Raw genomic sequence first — 23,536 nt, forward strand, 5'->3', positions numbered from 1 at the left:
CGACGCACAGGGCTCCATCGAGGTTCGGGGCGACGACGGCCGTCGCCAGCTCGTCGAGGACCCGATCTGTAACCGGAGGAGGAGATTTAGCCGGCTGCGGTCTCTTTGGAATTCTGTCCGCCGGAGCGATACGGCCCGCCGCGTGGTACGCCGCGTTCGCCTCGACGCACGGCGGGCACCGACACTTCAAATCGCGGTTCTGGTACCGGGCCCGGGTCCCGTGGGCGGGCTCGGCCCTCATCGTCCAACCTCCGTATCGCCCTCTGATGCTTCACAAGTGGTCCGCGGGCTCGGGAACCCCTCGCGACCCTCTCGCGCGCCTCTCCTGCCCGAGGAGGCGGTGGTAACGCCTGTCTCGGAGTCACGGCAACGGACGACGTGCGGAACCGCTACCGTCCGCCCCGACGAGTCGCGGCACCAGTCATCCGGAAGGGCGCGGCACTGAGGGCAGCGCCGTAGCAATGCGGACGTCGCGAAGTACGCCTCCGCGATCGGCTTCCCGGCCCGGCTCATCGGACATCCTGCTGACCAGGGGTTATGCGCTGGGAGTGCCGGAAGTGCCGCAGAACTAGATGAGTTTCATAGAGGGGCGCGTATAGGGGAAACGGGAGATGCGGCACTAGCGGCACTACCGGCCGTCTACGGGACCTCATTCGGCCCGGTCCTGATGGTGAAGCGCGATACCCAAACGCCACCGTCGGCCGTTCGACCGCTTCATCGAGAAGCCCTTCACGTCGATGGCCTGACCGAAAGCCTTGAGGCTGATGGCGTCGACCCCGTCGGCGGCCCGCCAGCCTTCCCACGCCTCGAACAGCTTCGAGTTTTCGACCTTCTGCACCTCGCTGCTGGTCGTGCAGCACTCCGCGATGAAGCGGCTGATCGCATCACTCGCGAGCTGGTAGTCGTCCGTCGCGGCGAGGACGGCCGAGGGTTCGTCGAGCGCTCCTCGTCCGCGGTAGTCGCACCAGCCGGCGACGGCCCATGCGAGGATCGCGTCCGCCTCCGCTTGAAGGCGCTCGTCGAGGTGGGGGTCACGCTCGATGACGGGGATCTCCACCTCGAACGGGATCACGCGGATGCGCCGCCAGATCGCCGGATCGTCTCCCGCCACCTTCGGCAAGTGATTGGTGATCAGCAGCGGGAGATGACTCGGCTCGAACTCGATGAAATCCTGGCGCATCCGACGGGCCCGGATCGTGTCACCGCCGGTGAGGCGCTTCATCGTCGCTTCGGCTAGGCGGCGGTCCCGCTCGGACTCGGAGACGACAATCAGCCGCTTGCCGATGAGGTCCATTTCCCCCGTTGGGTGCGCCCCCTCCCGGTGCATGAACAGGTCGGGTTCGGCCGTGCTGGCGTAGTCCCCGAGCGCCCAGGTCAGAGCCTTGTACGTGACGCCTTTCCCGTTGGCCCCCGTGCCGGTGAGGATCGGGAGGATGTGTTCGTTGACGCGGCCCAGGAGGGCGAGCCCGAGTAACCGCTGGAGGTAGGCCCTTACGTCGGCGTCAGGGAGGACGCGGTCGAGGTGGGCGTGCCAGGCCGAGCCTGCTGCCGTCGGGTCGTGAGCCGCCCGAGCGACCTTCGTGATCCGGTTGCGGTGATCGTGGGGGGAGAGCTCCATCGTCCGGAGGTCGAGCGTGCCGTTCGCGACGTTCAGGAGGTACGGGTCGGCGTCGAGGTCGCGGATCGTCGCGGCGAACGGCGTTAAGGCGGAGGCGATTCCGAGGACGCCGTTGACGCCGGAGTCCGATTCACACTTTCGGACATCGGCTTGGAGGCGGCGGTCGAAGAGCGACTCGGCGAGTGCCTTCCGAAGTACCTCCAGTACGGCGCGCTTGGCGTTACCTGTGTCGTCGACCGCCCACCGGGTGCCATCCCACATATGCCAGCCGAGGCCGGAGACGTAGAGCAGCCGATCGGCGTGCGACTCCGCGAGCCGGTAAGCCATCCGGATCTGACCGGAATGCTCGACGGCCTGGGCAGGGGGCGGCTCGGGAGGGGGTGGCGGCGGGGCGGGTTCATCGGGTGGATCGTCGGCGGGCCAATGTGTTTGGCCGGCACCCGTTACCGAGTACTTGCCCGATTCGAAGAGCTGCTTGCCTCGCTCGACGGCGTCGTGGTTCACCGGCCCCACCGCCGCCGGTCGGGATCGCGCTCGCTCGGTCGGTGGGGGATCGGGGGAAGTCGCCGAGCGGCTTCTTGACGTCGGCGGAGCTGGCTGAGAAGTGCTGAACCTCTCGACTCGCGTTGTTGCTGTGCGGTTTCGGAAGCGGTCCTCTGCGGCGCGAGTGGGCCGAGCTGCGGGGGGCCGATCCGATTAGGCGGCACCGGTCCGGGCTGCGTCTTCGAGCCGCTCGATGTAGGCGTCCATCGAGGCGACGGTGACGAACGTCTTGCTGCCAATCTTCACGCGGGTGATCTCGCCGGATTCCATGAGTTTGTAGAGGGTAGTGCGGCCGACCCGCAAGTAGGAATTGCTTTCGGCGGGGGTCGCGAGAGGTGATGCGACGGTAGGTGTTTGAGGATTCATCGGGGCTCCATTCGTCTCTGTTTGGACGTTCTATGGATACCGGCGGGCAGGGACGGACGGGGGCGGTCTAGCTTCAATAAGGTGGTCGTCGAGGGTCGTTACTCGGTGCTTCGCACAGAACCAGCAGGTAGAAACCGCGTAGTCGGATTGGCCGTCTTCGGATCAGAAGAGCACGGCCGCCCGTCTCGAATCAGCAGAGGAGTGCCATATGGGTAGACGGGCGAACGGCGAGGGTCATGTTCGGAAACGGGCCGACGGCCGCTGGGAGGCGTCGGTCGCGTGGACCGATCCCGACACCGGGAAGCTACGGCGTCAATCGTTCTACGCGCCGTCAGCGAAGACGGCTCGCGACAAGCTGAAGGCGGCCCGCGAGCGGCTCGACGAGGGCGCACCGGTGAAAGATGCGTCTCGGACGGTCGGCGAGTGGCTGGCTCATTGGAGGGATACGACGCTAGAGGCGTCGGACCGGCGGCCGACGACGAAACAGCTCTACGCGACCCTGTCGCGGAAGCACCTTGAGGTGGCCCCCCTCGGCCTCGTCCGACTTGACCGGCTCAAGCCATCTGACGTCGATGGACTCATCCTCCGGATGCGGTCCCAGGAGAAGGCGGGGAAGGGGGAGGGGGCCGACCCGGTTCGGAAGTACGCCGACGCGACGATTCGCCAGGTGTACACGATCTTGCGGGCCGGGCTCGACGGGGCGGTGCGAGACGGTCTGCTCGCGAAGAACCCAGCAGCACTTGTGAAACGGCCTGGTATCGCGCGGCAGGAAGCTCGTCACCTCGATCCCACGACCGTCACCGCCGTCCTCCGCGCCGCCGAAGAGTCGCGCTACCACCCGGCCCTGTACCTCATCGCCACGACGGGTCTCCGGCGGGGCGAGGCGCTCGGGCTCCGATGGGAAAACGTCGACCTCGATGCTGGGGTCCTCCGAGTCGCCGGAACCCTGAGCCGCGTCGGGAAGGAGCTTGTCGTGTCCGAGCCCAAGACCGCCCGGTCCCGGCGTGAGATCCCTCTCGCGCCTCCCGTCGTCGATGTCCTTCGCCGACAGAAGACGGCGCTTGCCGCGGACCGCCTACGTGCCGGAAACCAGTGGATCGAGAACGGGCTGGTGTTCGCGACCGAACTGGGCCGCCCGGTCGACCCGCGGAACTTTCTCCGGGTTATCTCCGTCGCCGCCAAGGCGGCTGGGGTTGAGAACGTTGGCGTCCACACGCTCCGTCACTCGGCGGCGACTGCCTGGCTCCGGCAGACCGACATCAAGACGGTTGCCGACCTTCTCGGCCACTCATCGATCGCGATTACCGGAGACATCTACGGTCACGCGAGTGCAGGAGCCGCGCGAGCCGCGGTTGAGGCGTTGACCAGCCAGTTTGGTGACTCTTGTTGACCGCAATTCTGACCGCAATCGGGTTGTGTTCGCCGATATCCGCCGCCGTCCGCGGAGAACGTAATACCAACCAAGACCAGGGATTTCGGACGTCGGCGAACGTCGGCGAATGGCCCTCTTATAGCTGGGGGTCAAGGGGTCGCAGGTTCAAATCCTGTCAGCCCGACCGTGAGAAACCCGCTCTGACCAGTGTCAGGGCGGGTTTTTCTGACGTCAGCCGTGCGTGAGCGTGCCGGCCACTGGCCGGTCGGCATTGGACCGACGCTGGTGCGCGGGCGGAGGCGTGGGAATTCGCCTGAGTTCGACAGCGAGTCGGAACGATCCGGCGCACGAGCCGAAGTGAATTATCCATGTCGAATGAGGTTGTCGAGCCGCAAGTCTCGAACGTCGGCAGGATGGCGTTCCACCGTCAGCGCGCCACCATCAGCCCAACCATGTCGAAGACGACGGTCGCTGCGGCGATCGAGGTGATCTCTGCGTGGTCGTAGGCCGGCGCCACCTCCACCACGTCCGCGCCGACGAGATTCAGACCGGTGAGCCGCCGCAGCATCCGCAGCAGTTCCCGCGCGCTCAGCCCTCCCGATTCGGGGGTGCCGGTACCGGGGGCGAAGGCGGGATCGAGCACGTCGATGTCCACCGACAGATAGACCGGCTCGTCGCCCACCCGGCGCCGGATGACGTCGACGGCGGCATCGATTCCCATGACGTCGAGGTCACCAGCGCGAATGATCCGGAAACCCATGGCGGCGTCGTCGTCGAGGTCGGCCTGGTCGTAGATGGGCCCGCGGATACCGATGTGGATCGAGTGGTCCTCGATCAGCAGGCCCTCCTCGAAGGCCCGCCGGAAGATCGTGCCGTGCGTCACGGGGGCGTTGAAGTACGTGTCCCAGGTGTCGAGATGAGCGTCGAAGTGCACCAGCGCGACGGGGCCGTGCACCGCGTGCAGGGCGCGGAGGTTGGGCAGCGCAATGGTGTGGTCCCCGCCGATCGACACGATCCGGCGGCGACCGTCGCCGAGGATCTCGGCGGCGTGCTGCTGAATCTGGCGGCACGCCTCGTCGATGTCGAACGGCGTGACCGTGACATCGCCGGCATCGACGACCTGCACGACTTCCAAAGGGGCGACGCCGAGTTCGACGTGGTAGCCCGGTCGTAGCGTGCGGGCGGCCTGACGAACCGCCATCGGACCGAAACGGGCGCCCGGCCGGTAGGAGGTGCCGCCGTCGAAGGGCACGCCGAGGATGGCGATGTCGTAGTCGCTCACCTCGCCGATGTCGGCGATCCGCGCGAAGGTCCCCTTTCCGGCGTAGCGCGGCACTTCGATGGCGGGTACGGCGCCGATGGGCGCGGACTCGCTCACTTCGCGCCCTCGCGCGGGAACTCGTCGTCGAGGACGTCGAGCACCCGCTCGACGAACCATTCGGTGAGGATGCGGCCCTTCTCGGCGCTCGCCGGCGCCGGTGAGGACAGTGCTCCGCTCGCGGTAGACAGTCGCGTGTCGATGGGCAGGACGTCGTGGCTCACCACCCGCTCGGGCTGGTCGGGGGCGATGCGCTCGGTGCGCACCATGTCCGGCTGGTGGTGCATCCACAGGGAGGTCTCGATGACCGCGGCGTGTTCGAGGGCGAGCCCGGGAAACGAGTCGGGCCAGAGGAGTTCGCGACGCTGCGGGGTGTAGTCGGGGTTGACGTCCTCGACGACGACGATCTTGACTTCGGGACGCCGCTGGCTGACGAGGAAGGCAGGCTCGTAGACGAACCCGCTGTTCTCGAAATGCCAGTTGTACAGCACGATGTTGCGGAACCCGCCACGGGCGAGTTCGTCGAGGACGTCCTCGAGCACGCTGATCAGAGTCGTCGCACGGAGCGAGAGGGTGCCCGGAAAGTGTTGGCCACCACCGCTTCCCGGACGGCTGCGGTATCCGAAGGGGATGAACGGTCCGACGACGATGCGGCGGTGCCGTGCGGCTTCCACCAGAATGCGCTCCGGCAGTACCCAGTCGGTGCACACCGGGAGGTGGTGGCCGTGCTGCTCGGTGGCTCCGATGGGAATCACCACCGGCACCCCGGCCGCGGCCGCGTCGGCGATCTCCGGCCACGTCATGTGTTGGTAGAGAACGGGAACGGTCTCACTGGTCATGATGTCGGCTCCAGGTCTGCGGCCTCGACGGGTTTGGTGGGCGCGGGCGGCGACCACACCTTGGATCCGCCCCATGCCAGCAGTGCCAGGGCGATCAGCACCAACTCGGCGATCAGGTAGGGCGTGTCCTGGGTGGCCAGCGCGATCGCGGTGAACGCCACGACTACCAGCGGTGGCAGCGGCCACAGTGGCATCTTGAACGGGCGGGGCTCGTCGGGCATGGATCGGCGGCTGCGCAGCGCGGCCAGCCCGATGCACAGGTACACGGCGGCGATGACGGTGCCCGCGAAGATGATGAGGAAGTTCAGCGCCGAGGTGAAGACCAGCACCGCGGCGGGCACGGCCAGCACCAGCACCCCGACTCCGGGTGCCTTGAACCGGTTGAGGCTGCCGAGCATTCGGTTCACCGGCTGTGGCCAGGCACCGTCGCGACCCGTGGTGTAGACGCCGCGGGCGAAGTACATGAGCAGCGACAGCATCGCGTTGAACAGCGCGACGATGGCACCGACGTCGACGATGGCGCCCGCCTTCGTACCCAGCGACGCCTCCACCGAGTACACGACCGGCGCCGGGGCGCTGAAGAACTCCTTGAGGTCCGGCGCGGCGACCACGGCGGCGATGAGCGGAACCATGATGAACACGCAGGCCAACACGGCGGAGATGATCACGGCCTTGCCGATGTTGCGTTCACCGCCCTTCAGCTCCTCGGAGAAGCCGAGTGCGGCGTCGTAGCCGTTGATGACGTTGAAGGCCGGGGCCAGCGTCGCGAGCATGACCGCAAAGCCCACGGCGACGAGTTCGCCGTTGCTCAGCGCGGTCGGGTGGAACGTGACCTCGGCCAGGGACTGGTGGGGATTGGCGAAGGCGGCGATGGTGATGATGCTCAGCACGACGAGCTCGACGACGACCATCAGAGCGGTGGCCCAGGCGCCGATCTCGACGGTCGTCAGCGCGAGCGCGGTAGCCAGGGCCAGGAGGATGATCGCAATGACGCCGTCGGACAACGTGATTCCGGGAATCAGATTCTTGAGGAAGGCGCCGATTCCCAGTGCGATGCTGGCGGGGATGACGACGCCCTGGATCAGGTAGTTGAACATCGTGATCCAGGACAGCGGCCCGGGCAGCACCTTCTGCACGAGCGAGTACATCCCGCCCGCGATGGGAAACATGCCCGCGAGTTCGGCCAGGCACAGGGAGATCAGCACCACGACGACCGACAGGAGCAGGCCCGCGCCGATGGAGAACGTGCCGCCGACGACGAACACGCCCGCGGAGAGGAACAGGACGGCCATCGTCGGGGAGACGTCCGCCATGGCCAGTCCGACCACCTCCGGCACGTTGAGTCGGCGGTGCAGGTCCTGGGTGTAGCCCAGCTGCTCTAGTCGGGACGGGGCGGGGCCACGTTCTGGTTCGGTCATCGTCGCGCTCTCTCTTGAGGATCGGTTTCTATTGGGCGGCAACGCCGATGGTGCCCACGGGTACGCAATTGGTCCGGCCGCCGTCGGCGACCATCTGCGCGCCGGTGACATAGCTGGCGCGATCGGAGAGCAGGAACGCCACCACTTCGGCGATCTCCGCTGGATCGGCGATGCGTTGCATCGCCACGCTCGCCGCGTTGTCGGCGAGCTCCGCCTCGGGGTCCGTGGCTCCGTCGAACTCGGCGAGGAACATCGGGGTCTTGGTGGTGCCGGGACACACCGAGTTCACCCGGATGCCCCAGGAGGACAGTTCGGCGGCGGCGCTGCGGGTCATCGCCAGGATGGCCCCCTTGGTGGCGGTGTACGCGACGTAACCGGCCTGGCCGATCAGCGCGAGTTCGGAGGCGGTGTTGACGACCGCGCCGCGGCGACGGGGCTGCATGACGCGGGCGGCTTCGCGCAGGGTGTGGAAGCTGCCTGCCAGGTTGGTGCGCACCAATCGGTCGAACATCTCGTCGGTGGTGTCGACGAGCGGCGCCACGATCGAGATGCCCGCGTTGTTGTGCACTGCGTGGATGGGGCCGAGGTCACGTTCGACGCGCTCGAACGCGTCTCGAACGCCGTGGGGGTCGCCGACGTCGACTCCGATCGGCAGAGCCCGGCGGCCATGGCCTTCCACGAGTTCGACGGCACCGCCGAAGTCGTCCTCGGCGCGCGAGAGCAGGGCCACGTCGGCGCCGTCGCGGGCGAGCGCGGCGGCCGTGGCCATCCCGATCCCCGATGCGGCGCCGGTGACCAGGGCAACTCGTCGATCGCTGGCTGTCATGGGTGCTTGCTCCTCGTCGTGGTGGCGTTTGGGGTCAGGTGTTCGTGCGCAGCCAGTCGATCTGGTCGCGCAGACCGCGCTCGAGGTCCCACTGCGGGCGATAGCCGAGGTCGCGTTCGGCCGCGGAGACGTCGAAGGCACCCATGTGGTCCCAGGCCGGGAGCAAGCCGGGCCCGATGTCGAACTCGGCCTGTGGCAACAGCTTTGCGAGCATCGCGGCGGTCTCGGTGACCGAGACCTGCCGTCCGCCCGAGACGTTGTACGTCGGTTGGGCTGGCGAGTCGGCGGTGGACGCCAGCCGTGCCGCGGTGGCGACGTCCTCGACGTGGACGAACTGGAACGGGTGGTCACCACCCTCGGGGAGGTGGAACGGCTCCTGGTTGAGTGCCGCGCGGATCATGTCGCCCAGCAGGCTGGGCATCCACAGCCCCGGCCCGTACACCTCGGTGATGCGCAGGGACACGACGTGAACGCCGTACAGCGACGTGTAGACCGAGCCGAGCAGTTCCCCGGTGACCTTGGTGACGCCGTAGACCGTGGTGGGGGCGGGGGTGACGTCCTCGCCGACCACGGTTCCCGGTGCGATGTTGCCCAGGGCGCACTCCGACGAGAAGTTGACCACCCGCTTCACTCCTGCCATCCGCGCTGACTCGAGGACGGAGAACGTGCCCTCGGCGTTGGCGGCGAAGGTCGTCACCGGCAGCTCGATCGAGACCCCCGGGTGGCTCTGTCCGGCGGTGTGGATGATCCGGGTGACCTCGTGGTCGCGCAACGTCTGAACCAGTCGCGGGATGTCGAAGAGTTCGCCTTGTACGAGCACTAGCCCGTCGCGATCGTCGACGGCGAAGTCGCGGTTGTAGCTGATCACCTTCTCGCCGAGGCCGACGAGCTGGTTGACGAGGTGCCGTCCGACGAATCCGCGGCCGCCCGTGACGAGAGTGCTCATGTGGGTCTCCGATCACCAGTTGGGATAGACGGCGGGGTCGACTTCGAGCGGTTCGAGCCGGCGCCGTTCGACGGTGGGATCGGCGAGCACGGCGTCGCGCAACTGGGTGCCGGTCATGAAGGTGACGTCGCCGCGTTCGAAGATGATCTCGATCATGCGGCGCAGGTTCCTGGCTCGTCCGGCACGACCGGAGAGGAAGGAGTGCGCGGTCAGCTGGAACAGGCCGCCGAATTCGCGCAGTCCGTCGAGTTCGGCGGTCCAGAGGGCGAGCGCCTTCTCTGGCGGCTCGATGACGTAGCCGAGGTGTGGCTCGGGCAGATATGCGTACTGTTCCCAGTCGTCCAGCGACCAGTGCGGCGGCAGTTCGACCAGCGGGCCGTGGTCGGTCTCGATGACGTAGGGGCGGTCGTCGTCCATCAGGCTGGTGTCGTAGGTCAGCCCGTGTTCGACGGCCAGACCGGCGCTGCTCCACGTGGCGGCCCACATGGGGGAGCGGTAGCCGTTGGGTGTGACCCCGAGTTTGGCGAGGGCTTCGTAGCCTCGCTCGAACTCGATGCGCTCCTCGGCGGCGGTCAGCTGGGTGGCGGGTCGGTGCGAGTAGCTGTGGTGGGCGACGTCATGGCCGCGCTCGACCATCTCGGTCACCAGCGCGGGCCAGAGTTCGGCGGAGATTCCAGGCACGAAAAACGTTGCCTTGATCTCGAATTCGTCGAGGATGTCGAGAAGCCGCGGAGTGCCGCGGCGCGCGTCGAACTGCTGGTGGGTGATCGCCATCGCGTTGTCGGCGTGCCGGCGTCCTGCGGCCAGGACCGGTGTCACACCGTCGACGGCGAAGGTCAGCATGGCGACTGCCGCCGCGCCGTTGCGCCACCCGTCGGATGGCTGAGCGGACTGATGTGGGTTCACTGCCGGTTCGGCGGTCATGGGGCTCCTGTCTGCCGTGACAGCCAACGATGGTCGTGTTCGCGCGCGGGTGCAACGGACGCAGTGTCAGCAATCGGAACCCTGTTCGTGGGACATACTGTCGTATGAGCTTGATCCTGAGCGAGGTGCTCGACCACCCGCTGCTGCAGTTGGCCGACCCCGTCATCCTGAGTGGGCACGACAACCTCGATCACACGGTGCGCTGGGTGCACTCTGCCGATCTGCTCGACATCGCACCCCTTCTTCGGGGCGGCGAGGTGCTGCTGACCAACGGTGTGGGACTGGTCGGCGTCGACCAGCCGGCACGGCGGCACTACGTTCGAAGCTTGGCCGAAATCGGCGTCGCCGCACTGCTATTCGAGGTGGGTCGGACCTTCGCCGGGGTGCCGGAGGAGATGGTCGACGAGGCGACCGAAGCAGGTCTGACGATTGTGCAGATGCGGCCGGTGCTGCGGTTCACCGACGTGGCCGAGGCGGTGAACAGCGAGTTGATCGACCGGTCGGTGATCCGGCTGCGCCATGCCGACGAGACGTCGCGCGCGCTATCTGTGGCGCTGGCCCGCGGTGCGTCGCTGCGCGAACTCGTGGGGCAGGTGGCGGCCACCCTGGGTTCCTGGGCGCAGCTTCGAGACCGGGCGGGCCGGCTCGTGGAGGAGGCCGGCGCCCCGCACGATCCGGACGCCGCGAGCGCCGACGCCCCGGTGCTGGTCGACGGCGCCGCCTGGGGACGGCTGGTGATCGGAACGGACGGCGCACCCGAATTGCTGTGCGAAGCGGTGCTGGATCGCGCCCCGACGGTCCTGGGACTGTGCCTGATCCGCGAGCACAAGGACGTCGCCGATGCGGTCCGTGCTCAACAGATTCTGCTCGAGCAACTCGTCGGGAACCGTTCGGTGGCGCGCGGACTGCTCGAGGCCCAGCTGGCGGCAGCCGGGGTGGCCGTCGACGGTCACGAGTACGTCTGCCTGGTCGCCGACCTGCACCGGATCCCGTCTGCCGAGCACTTCGTGGACAAGGTGATCCGCCAGTGCGGGCACGGAATCTTCGGTGTCGTACGGGGTTCGCTGTGCGCCGTGGTCGCCCGCAGCCGCGACGTCGAGGGGATGGCGTTCGGTGACGCCGTGCGGCGGGTGGCCGAGCGTGAACTCGGACGGGACAAACGAGTCTGTGCTGTCGTGGGCCGCCGGGTCCAAGACGTGTCCGACGTGCCAAGGGCGATGGCGGATGCGCACGCCACCCTCGAGCTGGCTCGTGAACTGCACATCTCCGACCCCGTCATCGAGGTACAGCAGCTGGCGCTTCAGCGACTGCTCGACGGTTACAGCGACCGGGAAACGCTGCGCCAGTTCGTCAACGAACAAATAGGAATGCTCGACGACTCCGACAAGCGCCGCAGCGGGCAATTGCTGCAGACTCTGGAGGTGCTGGTGGCATGCGCGGGCAACAAACTCGAAGCCGCTCGGCGCCTCCACATTCGGCGCCAGTCGCTGTACTACCGCCTCGAGCAGATTCAGCGGCTCACCGGGTGCAATCTGGACGACGCACAGCAGCTGCTGCCGATGGCGGTGGCGTTGACCGCGCGCACGATGCTGACCACCGGCCGCTGACCGTCTACGACGGGAGCGCAGCCGGGGATCCGCAAACCCTGCTGCCGATCGGGTTCACTCCCTAGGATCGAGCTGTTCCCGCGACCTGAGGATCTTGTATGAAGATGCGTGGATGTCTGCTCGTCGTGATCGTCTGCGCGAGTGCGCTGCTGAGCCCCGGCACCGCCACGGCCCAGAGCGTGACGAGTCTGACCGTGCTCCGTGGGCTGACGCCCGTGGCCACCCTCGACAACACCGACGCCGGGCGGGCTGCCCTGGCGGCGAACCTCACGGTCACCGGGGCGATCCAGAACGGGATCGCCAATCAGCCGACGCTTCTCCCGTTCCCCGATCAGCAGCAGCAGGCACTGCGTGACGCGTTCATCACCGACGGCAACGCCTATCAGCTCGCCGACGGCCTGGGGACCGCGCTCGGTGACGCCTACCAGAGACTGACGTCCTACACCCGTGACGCCGACGGCAACGAGGACTACACCAACGTCTCTCCGGCCGTCGCCAATCTGATCGCCTACGCATCGGACGTCACCAAGACCGACTCCAACGCGGGGAAGTACTTCTTCGCCAACGCGACCACCGACGGCAAGGAACCGGTTTCGCCGGAAGCGCTGGCCATCCTGCACCAGGCGGGCGGGGTCACCGACATCTTCGGCAAGGCCTACGACTTGCCGGCGGGCAGCGAGGGAGCCGACGCCTACGGCGATTCCCGACCGTTCCAGACCGAGCCGCACCTGCTGACATATGGCGGTCCCGACTTCTTCGGGAACCCGTCCGACAACTCGTCGTGGCTGCGCGGGCCGGAGCAGAACCTGGTCGACAGCCCGTCCTACCCCAGCGGGCACACCACGTACGGCTACACCGAATCGCTGATGCTCGCCCTGCTGGTCCCCGACCGCTATCCGGAGATGATGGTGCGGGCCGCCGAGTACGGCAACGACCGCGTCATCATCGGCGCGCACTACGCCATGGACGTGCTCGGCGGACGGACCTTGGCCACTTACGACGTCGCACACCTGTTGGCGAACGCGGCGGGATACGTCGGTGTCGAACGGGACGGGGTGCGGATCGACGACTTCCGTCACGCGCTGGCCGCGGCGCGCACCGATCTGACCGGCGCTCTTGCCGGTGCGTGCGGGAACGCGGTGGCAGTGTGCGCCAGAGACGACCAGAGCCGGTTCGCGCGGCCCGAGGACAACGCACGTTTCGTCGACGCCACCCAGACCTATGGCCTGCCCGCGGTATTCGGCCAGAACGTGAACGCCGCCGTAGACGTCGGCAAGGTCGCGCCGGAAGCCGGATATCTCCTCACCGCGGCGTATCCTTACCTCTCGCTGGAGCAGGCCAACGCCATCCTGACGGCGACCCTCGGGCCGGGCGGCGGTTTCCTCGACGACGGCAGCGCCTTCGGGGTGTACTCACGCCTTGACCTTCATCGCGCGGCGCAACAGGCCCTTGCGGAAGCGCCAGGGCAGGCGGCGGGGCCGTCGTGATGGTCGCGCTCGTCACGTCCCGAAGTATTCGTGGATCTGCCGGACCGCCATGGATCCTTCCCCGACGGCGGACGAGACCCGCTTGACCGAGCCGCTGCGCACGTCGCCCACCGCGAACACGCCGGGTCGGCTGGTCTCGAGCGTCATCGGCTGACGCGGCGGGCTGGTCTGACTGCCGCCGACGTCCTGGTAGAGCGCGGCCGGCCCGGTGGGGATGAAGCCGCGGTCGTCGAGGCGGACGGCGCCGTCGAGCCACGAGGTGTGGGGCTCCGCGCCGATGAAGACGAACAGCGCACGGGTCTGGATCGACTGCCGCTCGCCGGTTCGGCTTGTCCTCGATCACCACCTCGCCGAGCTTCTGGTCCCCGTGTACTTCTCGGACCTCGGTGCACGACCGTACGGTCACGCGAGGGTGCCGGTCGACCTGGTCGACGAGATACCGGGACATGGTCCTGCTTAGGTCCTCGCCGCGGATCACCACGTACACCCGGGAAACCCGCTCGGCGAGGAAGACCGCCGCTTGCCCCGCGGAGTTCCCGCCCCCGACGACGACCACCGGCCCGGTGCCGCACACCAACGCTTCCTGAACGGTGGCGGCGTAGTACACGCCGTCGCCCTCGAACGATTCGATTCCGGGGACGGCGAGCTTGCGATACCTGGCACCCGTCGCAAGCACGACGGCCCTGGCCACCAAGGTCGCACCGTCCGCCAGCGTCAACTGATGCTGGCCGTCACCGGATTCCAGTCGAACGATCTCTGCGGACACCAAGATCCGCGCTCCGAACTTCTCGGCCTGCAGGGCGGCGCGCTCGGCCAGGTCGCCTCCGGAGATGCCGCCGGGGAAGCCGAGATAGTTCTCGATCCTCGACGACGTCCCGGCCTGCCCTCCGGTCGCGATCCGCTCCATGGCCACGGTGGTCAAACCGTCCGAGGCGGCGTACACCGACGCGCCCAGTCCCGCAGGACCGGCACCCACCACGACGACGTCGGATTCACCGGCCGCCGTATCCGGCACCGGCAGTCCCACGCGCCGGGCCAGCTCCGCATTGGTCGGGTTGCGCAGCACCGCACCGCCCCAGATCACCACCGGGGTGTCCTGTTCGGTCACCCCGAACCGCTGGAGCAGCCGTTCGGCCTGCGAGTCGCGTTCCAAGTCGAACCAGCGGTGCGGCAACCGATTTCGTGCGGCGAACTCGCGCAACCGAACGGTGTCCGGAGAGTAGCAGGAACCGATGATGCGAAATCCGAATCCCTCCTGAATGAGCAGCGAGCGCCGCCACAGGTAGGCGCGCAGGATCAGGTCACTGAGCGCCTGATCGTGGGCGACCAAGTCGCGCACCCGTTCGGTCGGGACCAACAACACTTCACCGGCCTCCACCACCTCGGCGGTGTAGAACGCTGCCTGGCCCTCGAGGTCGCCCAGCTCACCGAGGAATCGTCTGGCGCCGTGGACCCGCGTCACGCGCTGTGTGCCCGCGTCGTCGGTGGTGCTGACGGCCACCTTGCCCGACAGGACGACGAAGAAGTAGTCGGCGCGCTCGCCTTCGCGAACGAGCGTCTCACCCGTGCCTACGGTGCGCCGGGCGCCGCCCACCTCGAGGGAGGCGATCTGATCGTCGGACAGTCTCGGATACGCGCCGTACACGTCGGGGGTCTCGGCCAGGGGAGACGACTCGCGCTGGTCGACCGCGACCTCAGACATAGTCTTCGTGGACGTAGCACCAGCGCCAATTCTCGCCGGGTTCGAAGGACTGCACGATCGGGTGCCCGATCGCGTGGGCATGTCCCCGGGCGTGCCGCATGGGCGACGAATCGCAACAACCGACGTGTCCACACGTCAGGCACAGCCGCAGGTGCAGCCATGGTGTGCCGAGCCGCAGGCATTCCTCGCAGCCGTTGGAGCGCGGACGCACCGGGCGTATCTCCGCCACGTGTGGATCCATGTACACGGACGTCATGATCGTGCCTCCTTCGGGTCGTCCACCGACAACGTCTCATCCAACCAATTACGCAGCGCCGCAACGGGAGCCGCGCCCGATCTCCGTGCCAGCACTCGCCCGTGGTCGAGGACCAGCAGGGTCGGCACCGCCTGCACGGTGAACCGCTGGGAGATCTGCGGTGCCCCGTCCACGTCGACCTTGACCAGTTTCAGTCGGCCGGCCCGTTCTCCTGCGAGCTGTTCCAGCGCGGGGCTCACCATCCGGCACGGCCCGCACCAGGTCGCCCACAGGTCGACGAGCACTGGCACCGACGCCTTTTCGGCGACGTCCGAGAAGTTCGAGTCACCCGCCGCGGCGATCCACGGCAACCACTGGTGACAATTGGCGCACCGCGGCGTGCCCGAGGCCAAACCTTCTCGCGGTCACCCTGTACCACGCCGACCCCGAACGATGGCAGCAGACCGACGACGTGATCGACCGCCTCGCGTCGCGGCTCGACGCCGACGCATTGCTCTTCCGAGACTCGTGGGGAGACGTCTGCCGCCGTGGGCACACCGTCCGGCGACGACTCGACGAGCAGCGCGCACAGCTCGGGCGACGAGAGCCATGGGACGTCATGCGGCTGGGAGTCGCCGCCTACTACGTGGACGCACTTGCCGACTTTCGGGCCACTCTCGCGACGTTGTTTCGCCGCGAGTCCGACCGCGGCGCGGTCACGAACGCGATGACCATGCTGCACCTGACCCTGCTCGACCAACTCGCGACGGGAGACTGGAACCAGGCGGAGCAGTCGACGCGACTCGGACGTGACCTGACCGAGCTCCACCGCAACGACCTGTTTCGCCACCAATTCATCGCCTACGAGGGACTGCACGCCGCCGCCACCGGCGACGTCGACACCGCTCGCCGGTGCACCACCGAAGTCCAGGCCTGGGCCGGACCACGGCGACTTGGCCTCTTGAGCACCATCGTGCGGCGCACCGAGGCGCTCATCGCGCTCGGCGCGGGAGACTACGCCGCAGCCCACGCCGTCACCGCCGACAGCCATGCGGCAGCACGATTCCCGCCCTACTCGAAGCAACCGACCGAAGAGCTGCTCGACGTCGTCGAGGCCGCCCTGGGCGCCGGACACCCCGAACGTGCTCAGGCCTACGTCGATCAGGCGATTGAGCTCCGCATCGCCGACATCTCACCGAGGCTGGCCGCGCTCACCGTCGCCGTGCAAGCGATGACCGCCGCGGACGAATCGGCGGCTCAACTCTACGACCAGGCCCTGGCGCACCCGGGCCTGTCCCAGAACACGTTCGAACGCAACCGAATTCGACTGTCGTACGGCATGTGGTTGCGACGGCGCCGCCGAACCGTCGAAGCCCGCGAGCAGCTCACTCGAGCAGCAGACGGGTTCCGCGCTTTGTCTGCGCACCCGTGGGAACGACGCGCCACGGGCGAGCTGCGTGCCTCCGGCGCAGCGGTCCACCGCGCCCCCGGTGGCTCGGTCTCGCTGAGCGCCCAAGAGCGTACGATCGCCGAACTGGCGGCCGCGGGGCAGTCGAACAAGGAAATTGCCGCCCGCCTCCATCTGTCTCCCAGAACCGTAGGCGCTCACCTGTACCGCATCTTCCCCAAATTGGGCGTGACCAGCCGCGCCGCACTCGGCCAAGCCCTGAGGGACGCCTCGACTTCCCCTTTGGACCAGTGAAGGAGGCCGGCGGCGCCGACGATTCCGATCACTGGGCCAAACCCATTGCTGCACAACGTCGTCGAGAGGCAATGGTTCGCCTTGTCACGCAGCCTAGAATCGGGGCATGGAACTGCGGCAGGTGCACTACGTCGCAGCCCTCGCCATGCAGGTGCACGACCACCGTGCCCTCGTCCTGACCGGAACCGACGGCTGACCGCGATGTCGGCCGTACACCGTGTCGTCGCGTTGGCGATTCCCGACGTCGTCGCCTTCGACCTGTCGATTCCCGCGCAAGTATTCGGGCACTACGACGAACGAGACCGATACAGCTTCGCCGTCTGCGCCGAACGCCCCGGCGACGTCCCCACCTCGACCGGATTCTCGGTCAGTGTGCGCCACGGCCTGGAGGCTCTCGATCACGCCGACACCGTCCTGGTCCCCGGTTTTCACCCCCACCTCGCACCGCCGGACTACGCCATCGACGCGCTACGCCGAGTCGCTGCCCGCGGGACCCGCATCGCCTCCGTCTGCATCGGAGCGTTCGCACTCGCGACGGCGGGGCTTCTCGACGGTCGGGTTGCGACGACGCATTGGCAATACGCCGACGACTTTCGACGATTGCACCCGCAGGTCAGCCTGAACCCCGACATCCTCTACGCCGATGAGGGGCAGATCCTCACCAGCGCAGGGATATCCGCCGGCGTCGACCTGTGTCTACACATGGTGCGCCTCGACTACGGTGCGAACGCCGCGGCCGACGTGGCGCGACGGATGGTCGTCGCCGTGCATCGCACCGGCGGTCAAGCCCAGTACAGCCAGCGCCCCCTACCAGCCGACGGTGGTCTGGGTGACACGCTGGAGTGGGCGATCACGCAGATGCGGCGGCCTCTGACGGTCGACAGTCTGGCCCACCGTGCCGGGATGTCCAGGCGAACCTTCGTGCGGCGCTTCGCCGAACAGGTCGGTACGACGCCGATGCGCTGGCTCGTCGGCCAGCGTGTGCTGGAGGCCCAACGCCTGCTCGAGGCAACCACTCTCGACGTCGACGACATCGCCGACCGCTGCGGATTCGGCAGTGCCGCGGTGCTTCGGCTGCACCTGGCCCGACAGGTGGGCATGACTCCCACCGCCTACCGTCGCGCGGCGCGTCGCCCCGAGCCCGTCTGAGCGCTGCCCCGTCGCACCGCGGACCAGGCGCCGGCGATTGGCACGACCCGGACCCCGCGTGGCCGTTTCGACCCTGGAGGGGCCAGCCGCGCAGGGCAACACTGGTCGGTATGAGCAACTTCGACGAACTCATCGTCAACAACACCCGCTTCGCCGCCACCGACATGAAGGACCACGTCCCGGCAATACCGTTCCTGCCGACCAAGCAGGTCTACCTGATCACCTGCATCGACCCTCGCGTGGACCCTGCCGTGCTGCTGGGTCTGCACCTCGGAGACGCGATCGTCGCCCGCAACGTCGGTGGTCGCGTGACGGATTCCGTGTTGGCGGACCTGGCCTGGATCAGCTACCTCCACGAAGTCAAGACACCCGACGCCCCCTGGTTCGAACTGGCCGTCATCCACCACACCGACTGCGGCTCGGGCCTGATGGCCGACGACGAGCTACGCGCCGAATTCGCCGCTCGCGGCTTCGACGACGGCACGCTGCGCCGCACCGCGGTCCTCGATCCGGCCGAGACCGTCGCGGCCGACGTTCGACGCATTCGCGCCACGTCGACGATCTCCACTCGAATTGCGCTGTCGGGCTTCATCTATGACGTCAGCACGGGGCGGCTCACCGAGGTCGTGACGTCTGATCGAGCCTCGGCGTGAATGTGATCGTCACCGCCCGAGGTTGGGGGAGGCGAACGCGACGGTGAGAACGTCGTCTCAGTTGCCCTCCTGCGGCTGCCGGTAGTCGACGAACGCGGCGACGGCGGTATTCGTCGCCCACCACAGTGCCGCGTAGCGGTCGTCCTCGGTGACGCGTTCGCCGTCGTCGTCGGTCATGGATGTGCAGTGGCTTCCCGTCATGGGTGCGGTCCGCTGGCTCGAGGCGCGTGGGGGGTCTCGACGCGGGCTGAAGTGGTCACTGTGGTCAAACCCCTCGTGTGAGTTGTCATTCGCTTCTTCTTCGCCGGCGTGCGGCGACGGGACAACCATCTCGCGCTGGCGGCCCGACGTCTGTCCGGTGACTGGTGGGCGGGGCGGGGGATCTGCGTGTCCGCCGATCGGGGGAGGGACGGGATCGCCGGGCCCGCCCGCCGTCACCCAGAGACGACGTCCCCCTGAATGTCCTCCGACAGCCTGTCGGTGTGGTCGGAGCGATGGTCGAAGGCGTCGCGACATTCGCCGAATACGTCGACGATCACGTGACCGACCGGCGCCGTGTCGGGCTTGGGCGGGGGAATGACCCACACGCTCACGTCGACTCCGTCGCGCGAGAACGTGGTGCCGTGCGAGGTGAAGTCGGGATCGGTCTGCCAGCCGCGCTGCCGCAACAGGTTCATCACGGTGTCGGAAGACACTTCGCGGGTCCGGTCGGCCCCGGGCATCCACAGCAGCAGATTGCCGTGCCCACGAAAGGGTGCGTCGCCCTGGTCGTTGCACGAGTCGTAACCGAACTTCGCCTTGGCCACCTCGGCGCCGAGATCGGTGACCACCTGACGCGACGCGTCGACCACTTGCCGGCGCGCGTCCTGCGGAGAGATCGGATTGCTCACGGCGTCACTGCATCCCGTCGCACAGAGCAACGCGAGCGCGCCGGCAACGCTTAGGTCTACGAGCCTCAACGGTCAGTGCCCCTCTTCGTTCGGTCGTCATGGCTAGCCGCCCGGCCCGGTGTGATGGTTGTCGTCGTCGGAGCGGTGAACCAACTCGGGATCGATCACGATCGAGGGCGGCAACCCCGGGATGGGGAAGGGAAACCCGGGGGTCTTCACGCGGTGGTCGGCGGTCATGCCGTCGTGTCCGAGCGCGTCGCCGTGCCCGGACACGATGTCGCCGATGCTGAACAACGACTCCGATCCGTTCTTGAAGTACGAGGTGTGCTCGTCGATCGGGTTCGGACTGAAGTCCGCCACCTCTGCGTGAAAGCGGGTGGAGCCGAAACCGTCCATGGCGGGGTCCCTGCCGAGTCCTACCCCGGGCACGTTGACGTGTTCACGTCCGAGGTTGGTGACGACGTCCGTCGACGCCGAGCCCACGTAGACGTGCCCGTCGGGTCGCAGGTGAAAGTCGGCCGCCGACTTCGCCAAATCGGTGCCCGGACACCCGACGAGGACGACGTCGTCGGCGTGCATTCCGTAACCCGCCGCGGCGTCGGCGACCGTCGTCGAGCCGTAGGAGTGACCGATCACCGTCGTGTGGGACGGGCTCGAATCATGCGTGACGGCAAGGGCGTTGACGTCTGGGGCCAGTATCTGGGCACCGTTGCGCGCCATGTTCGGCTCGGCCACCGCGAGATCGTCCGGTGCGTCGTAGCCCATCCACTGGACGACCGCCGTCGAGTGGTTCCAATCCGCCCGGTTCGCCTCGTTGTAGACGTTGACGCCGCTGCCGTCGGAGAGCGTCCCGGCCGACACCGACGTGGTCAGGCCCGAGACCATCACCGAGGTGTTCGCGGCCGTGTCGGGGTCACCGATGGCGATCGCGGCGGCGCCGTCACCGCCGAACGCCTCGGGCTCGTACTTCATCAGCAGGATTTCCGGGGTGTTGCCGTAGGCGTCGGTGGCGTTGGCGGCGTCCTTGTCCAGCGCGTCTTGGACCTTGAGGGCGTTGTGGTAGCGGTCCATCATCGTGCCGGCCATGCCGTACTTGTCGGGGTGCGCCAGGACTTCCTCGGTCGTGACCCCTCGAGAGGACGCGACCTGGGCCGGGCGATCGAGGTCTCGTCGCAGCAGGGCCTCGTTGGCGGTGCTGCGGTCGGCGACGGGAATGCCGTTGAGATTGCCCAACCTGTCCGGCCAGGTCGCCAACAACCGCGTGCGTTCGCCGTCGCCGAGCGAGGTCCACCACGCGTTGACCTGTTCAGGGCTCTTCCCGACGGGAATCTCGGCGCCCGTGTCGTACGGCGGTGGCGCCTCCGCCAGCGGCCCACCCGCGAACCGCGCCGGCGTGCGGTCAAGACCGGCGACGGCAGTGCGCAGTCGCCGGCTGACCGCGTGGTCGGCGGCGTCAAAACCCGCCAGCAGGGCCTTCACCCTCACCGAGTTGCTGGCCGCCAGCTGTCGCATCTTCATGGCGTTGACGGGACTGGTCTGGGCGTACCGATCCAACGGGCTGCCTGGCCGAACGGACACCGTTCCGTCTGGGGCGACCTGCCAGCCCTGAGCGGAGAACGTGCCGACGGTATGCAACAGCACGGTTCGGTTCTTGCCTAGCGCGGCACCCCCCTCGTGCAGGGCGGTCTGCGCCGTGGTCATCGCGTCGCGAATGTGCTGCATCCGAAGCAGGGTGGGTTGGGCCTTGGCGATGGCGGCATCTGCGGCGGTGCCCTGCCAGCCGGACCGCAACTCCGTCAACGTGGCGCGCTGGGCGTCGATCCGGGCGGCAAGGCCCGACGCTCGAGCGCCCAGTTGAGCGGCCGAGTGGCACAGCCCCTCCGGCCGGGACGCCTCGACCAGAGGAATCGTCACGGTCACGGCGACTGTCCCTCGGTCGGAGTCACTTCGCGATCTTGCTCAGCCGCCGACCGAGGTCGCCGTCGGTGTGGTGGTATCGGTCGGCGGCCGCCGAGAGGTTCGTGGAGTGGGCCGTCAGCTCCTCGTAGACGGCTGAGGCGGCGGTGTCGAACATCGTGGCGGCGAAGCGACAGGCGCCCTCGACGAGCAGCCCCGCCATGCCCGTGCCCGCGTCCGCCATCGACGGGCCCGTGGCCATGGCCGCGACGTAGGTCCCGACGTCGTTCTGTGCCGCCGCGGCGGTCCGAAGTCGGGCTGGGTCGACTCGCAAGACTCCTCCCACGCCCACGATCCTAAATCCGCCGCAGACGGGCCCCGTGCACCATTTTTCTAGGCCGCCGCCGCGCGACCTGCGGCCGCTTGAGTTCCCGGGTCGCGGACTATTGACTGGCATCCGGGTATATCCGCATCGATCAGGAGGCACGCGTGATCACGCTGGACAGGCTGGTCAACGTGCTCGGCGGTCACGGCGTCCAGATGCGCTCCTGCGCGATAGCGCGATCCACCGAATTGGGCAGCGTCGTGCTGCACGAGGCCGCGGACGGTGCGACGGTGACCGGCGACGTGCTGTTGGCCATCGGGGCGCGGTCGGCCGAGGAGGCGGTGCCGTGGGCGGTGGCGGCCCGCGCGGCGGTGGTACTCGTTCGCGACGACGGTTCCACCACGCTCGCGGCGCCGGTGGCGGGTGTCGCGGTGTTGGTCGTCGAGCCGGCCGTGCGGTGGAGCGAGCTTGCGGCGGTGGTCTACGGGCTGGTGCTGGAGGGCCGCGAAACCGAATCCGGCCGCGGCCCCACCGATTTGTTCGCCCTCGCCGACAGTCTCGCCGAGTCGACGGGTGGCGCGGTCACCATCGAGGACGCGATGGCCCGCGTCCTGGCCTACTCCAGACGGCAAGGTGGGGCCGACCCGGCCCGCGTCGCGACGATCATGGGTAGGCAGGCACCGGAGTACCTTCGCGAATCGTTCTCGGCGCGTGGCGTGTTCGCCCACCTCGCCGCCTCCGACGAACCCCTGTTCGTCGAACCCGACGTGGAGCACGGCTTGTCGGGGCGCATGGTCGTCGCCGTTCGGTCGGGGCGGGAACTCATGGGATCGGTGTGGGTCTCGTGCCGTGAACCCATGGTCGAACCCGAAGTCACCGCGCTGGCCCACGGCGCGCGCACGGTGGCGCTGCACCTGCTGAGGTCGCGCGCCAGCGCCGATCTCGAACGTCAGGTCGAATCGGAACTGGTGATCCGATTGTTGGACGGCAGCGCCGACGCCGCCGCATCGGCCAGCCGGCTCGGGCTGCCGCAGGGACCGATGCGAGTGGTCGCCGTGCAGGCGTCGATCGACGCGGAACGGGATGCGGCTCTGCTCTTGGCATTCGAGCGGGCCACGGCCGGGTTCGGATGGTCGCGTCCGGGTCGGAGCGCCTTGGCCGGAAACACCGTCTACACCCTGCTGCCCGGCGAACCCGCCACGGCCGCACGCACGTGGGTCGCGGGACTTCGCGCCGCTCTGCCGGACGAGACGACCGTGTCCGCCGGGATCAGCAAGGCGGCGACCCCGACCGACCTTCCCGCGGCCCGCCAGGAAGCCGACGAATGTTTGGCTCTGCACGACAGCTGGCCGACCGGTTCCGAGCCGCCGGCCTACGACGAGTCCTGGGACGCGATCCTGTTGCAGCGGCTCCGCGCCGCGGCCCACGTGGGCCGCACTCCCGACCGCGGACCGATCGCCGAGTTGCGCCGCCATGATCGAGCCCATGCCACGGAGTACGCGTCGACGCTGCGGGCATGGCTGGAAGCCCTCGGCGACCCTGCCGCCGCCGGTATCCGGCTGGGCGTGCACGAGAACACCGTGCGCTACCGGATGCGCAAGATGGCCGAGGTCACCGATCTGCCCCTGCACGACTCCCGGAAGCGCGTGGCGATGATGGTCGAACTCGCCGCCGTCCTCACCGACTGAACCCCGCGCTTGTCGTGATCCGACAACGAGGT

20 protein-coding genes and 1 pseudogene are annotated in these 23,536 nt (G+C 68.1%); 7 read left to right on the forward strand and 14 right to left on the reverse strand.

What is annotated here, in order from left to right:
- Positions 1 to 649: 649 nt before the first annotated feature.
- Entirely contained in the window at positions 650 to 1,945 is a 1,296-nt protein-coding gene (locus H7J06_RS15705; RefSeq protein WP_264040116.1) for a DNA primase family protein, read from the reverse strand.
- 369 nt (positions 1,946 to 2,314) lie between these two features.
- Positions 2,315 to 2,527 carry a helix-turn-helix domain-containing protein gene (locus tag H7J06_RS15710; RefSeq protein ID WP_264039887.1) on the reverse strand — a complete coding sequence of 71 codons (213 nt, stop codon included), beginning with the start codon at positions 2,525 to 2,527 and terminating at the stop codon, positions 2,315 to 2,317.
- A 208-nt stretch (positions 2,528 to 2,735) separates the two neighbouring features.
- On the opposite strand from H7J06_RS15710, the gene H7J06_RS15715 reads away from it, so the two are divergent.
- Positions 2,736 to 3,917, forward strand: coding sequence for a tyrosine-type recombinase/integrase (locus H7J06_RS15715; protein WP_264039888.1), 1,182 nt, complete (start codon positions 2,736 to 2,738; stop codon positions 3,915 to 3,917).
- A gap of 409 nt (positions 3,918 to 4,326) precedes the next feature.
- Here H7J06_RS15715 and speB read toward each other — a convergent pair whose 3' ends face one another.
- The 6 genes from speB to H7J06_RS15745 are packed head-to-tail and all read right to left on the reverse strand — an operon-like array spanning position 4,327 to position 10,170.
- Complete coding sequence (gene speB / locus H7J06_RS15720) at positions 4,327 to 5,277, reverse strand: agmatinase (protein WP_264039889.1); 951 nt, start codon at positions 5,275 to 5,277, stop codon at positions 4,327 to 4,329.
- Positions 5,274 to 6,056, reverse strand: a complete 783-nt coding sequence (locus H7J06_RS15725; protein ID WP_264039890.1) for a creatininase — start codon at positions 6,054 to 6,056, stop codon at positions 5,274 to 5,276. Before H7J06_RS15725 ends, speB begins: the two co-directional genes overlap by 4 nt.
- Positions 6,053 to 7,474, reverse strand: a complete 1,422-nt coding sequence (locus H7J06_RS15730; protein ID WP_264039891.1) for an APC family permease — start codon at positions 7,472 to 7,474, stop codon at positions 6,053 to 6,055. Before H7J06_RS15730 ends, H7J06_RS15725 begins: the two co-directional genes overlap by 4 nt.
- A 28-nt stretch (positions 7,475 to 7,502) precedes the next feature.
- A complete protein-coding gene (locus H7J06_RS15735) occupies positions 7,503 to 8,300 on the reverse strand; it encodes an SDR family NAD(P)-dependent oxidoreductase (RefSeq protein WP_264039892.1) in 798 nt (265 codons plus the stop codon).
- Between the two features lie 34 nt (positions 8,301 to 8,334).
- The gene (locus tag H7J06_RS15740) at positions 8,335 to 9,246 is read right to left on the reverse strand and encodes an NAD-dependent epimerase/dehydratase family protein (RefSeq protein ID WP_264039893.1); all 912 of its coding nucleotides are present in this window, start codon (positions 9,244 to 9,246) and stop codon (positions 8,335 to 8,337) included.
- A gap of 12 nt (positions 9,247 to 9,258) precedes the next feature.
- The gene (locus H7J06_RS15745) at positions 9,259 to 10,170 is read right to left on the reverse strand and encodes a polysaccharide deacetylase family protein (RefSeq protein ID WP_264039895.1); all 912 of its coding nucleotides are present in this window, start codon (positions 10,168 to 10,170) and stop codon (positions 9,259 to 9,261) included.
- Positions 10,171 to 10,274: 104 nt separating this feature from the next.
- Between H7J06_RS15745 and H7J06_RS15750 the strand changes: the two genes are divergently transcribed.
- Together H7J06_RS15750 and H7J06_RS15755 are read left to right on the forward strand one after the other, a co-directional pair.
- Positions 10,275 to 11,777, forward strand: coding sequence for a PucR family transcriptional regulator (locus H7J06_RS15750; protein WP_264039896.1), 1,503 nt, complete (start codon positions 10,275 to 10,277; stop codon positions 11,775 to 11,777).
- 98 nt (positions 11,778 to 11,875) lie between these two features.
- On the forward strand, positions 11,876 to 13,264 hold the full coding sequence (locus H7J06_RS15755) for a phosphatase PAP2 family protein (protein ID WP_264039897.1): 1,389 nt from the start codon (positions 11,876 to 11,878) through the stop codon (positions 13,262 to 13,264).
- Positions 13,265 to 13,652: 388 nt separating this feature from the next.
- On the opposite strand, the pseudogene H7J06_RS15760 reads toward H7J06_RS15755, so the two are convergent.
- The 3 genes and pseudogenes from H7J06_RS15760 to trxA all read right to left on the reverse strand — a co-directional run.
- Positions 13,653 to 15,047, reverse strand: a pseudogene (locus H7J06_RS15760) (FAD-dependent oxidoreductase); the annotation flags it as partial.
- Entirely contained in the window at positions 14,959 to 15,222 is a 264-nt protein-coding gene (locus H7J06_RS15765) for a UBP-type zinc finger domain-containing protein (RefSeq protein WP_264039898.1), read from the reverse strand. The gene H7J06_RS15765 and the pseudogene H7J06_RS15760, both read right to left, overlap by 89 nt.
- On the reverse strand, positions 15,219 to 15,614 hold the full coding sequence (trxA, locus tag H7J06_RS15770) for a thioredoxin (protein ID WP_264039899.1): 396 nt from the start codon (positions 15,612 to 15,614) through the stop codon (positions 15,219 to 15,221). The genes H7J06_RS15765 and trxA overlap by 4 nt, the downstream gene beginning before the upstream one ends.
- 59 nt (positions 15,615 to 15,673) lie before the next feature.
- On the opposite strand from trxA, the gene H7J06_RS32390 reads away from it, so the two are divergent.
- The 3 genes from H7J06_RS32390 to H7J06_RS15785 all read left to right on the forward strand — a co-directional run bounded on the left by H7J06_RS32390 (position 15,674) and on the right by H7J06_RS15785 (position 18,705).
- A complete protein-coding gene (locus tag H7J06_RS32390) occupies positions 15,674 to 16,903 on the forward strand; it encodes a helix-turn-helix transcriptional regulator (protein WP_264039900.1) in 1,230 nt (409 codons plus the stop codon).
- Between the two features lie 201 nt (positions 16,904 to 17,104).
- On the forward strand, positions 17,105 to 18,052 hold the full coding sequence (locus H7J06_RS15780; protein ID WP_264039901.1) for a GlxA family transcriptional regulator: 948 nt from the start codon (positions 17,105 to 17,107) through the stop codon (positions 18,050 to 18,052).
- 110 nt (positions 18,053 to 18,162) lie between these two features.
- Positions 18,163 to 18,705, forward strand: a complete 543-nt coding sequence (locus H7J06_RS15785) for a carbonic anhydrase (RefSeq protein ID WP_264039903.1) — start codon at positions 18,163 to 18,165, stop codon at positions 18,703 to 18,705.
- 434 nt (positions 18,706 to 19,139) lie between these two features.
- On the opposite strand, the gene H7J06_RS15790 is transcribed toward H7J06_RS15785, so the two are convergent.
- From H7J06_RS15790 to H7J06_RS15800, 3 genes are all read right to left on the reverse strand, one after another.
- The gene (locus H7J06_RS15790; RefSeq protein ID WP_264039904.1) at positions 19,140 to 19,595 is read right to left on the reverse strand and encodes a lipoprotein LppJ family protein; all 456 of its coding nucleotides are present in this window, start codon (positions 19,593 to 19,595) and stop codon (positions 19,140 to 19,142) included.
- A gap of 102 nt (positions 19,596 to 19,697) precedes the next feature.
- The gene (locus H7J06_RS15795; RefSeq protein ID WP_264039905.1) at positions 19,698 to 21,509 is read right to left on the reverse strand and encodes an alpha/beta hydrolase; all 1,812 of its coding nucleotides are present in this window, start codon (positions 21,507 to 21,509) and stop codon (positions 19,698 to 19,700) included.
- Between the two features lie 28 nt (positions 21,510 to 21,537).
- A complete protein-coding gene (locus H7J06_RS15800) occupies positions 21,538 to 21,837 on the reverse strand; it encodes a type VII secretion target (protein ID WP_264039906.1) in 300 nt (99 codons plus the stop codon).
- 143 nt (positions 21,838 to 21,980) lie between these two features.
- On the opposite strand from H7J06_RS15800, the gene H7J06_RS15805 reads away from it, so the two are divergent.
- A complete protein-coding gene (locus tag H7J06_RS15805; RefSeq protein WP_264039907.1) occupies positions 21,981 to 23,504 on the forward strand; it encodes a PucR family transcriptional regulator in 1,524 nt (507 codons plus the stop codon).
- Positions 23,505 to 23,536 lie beyond the last annotated feature (32 nt).

The organism is Mycolicibacterium hodleri (assembly GCF_025822245.1).
Classification (GTDB): domain Bacteria; phylum Actinomycetota; class Actinomycetes; order Mycobacteriales; family Mycobacteriaceae; genus Mycobacterium; species Mycobacterium hodleri.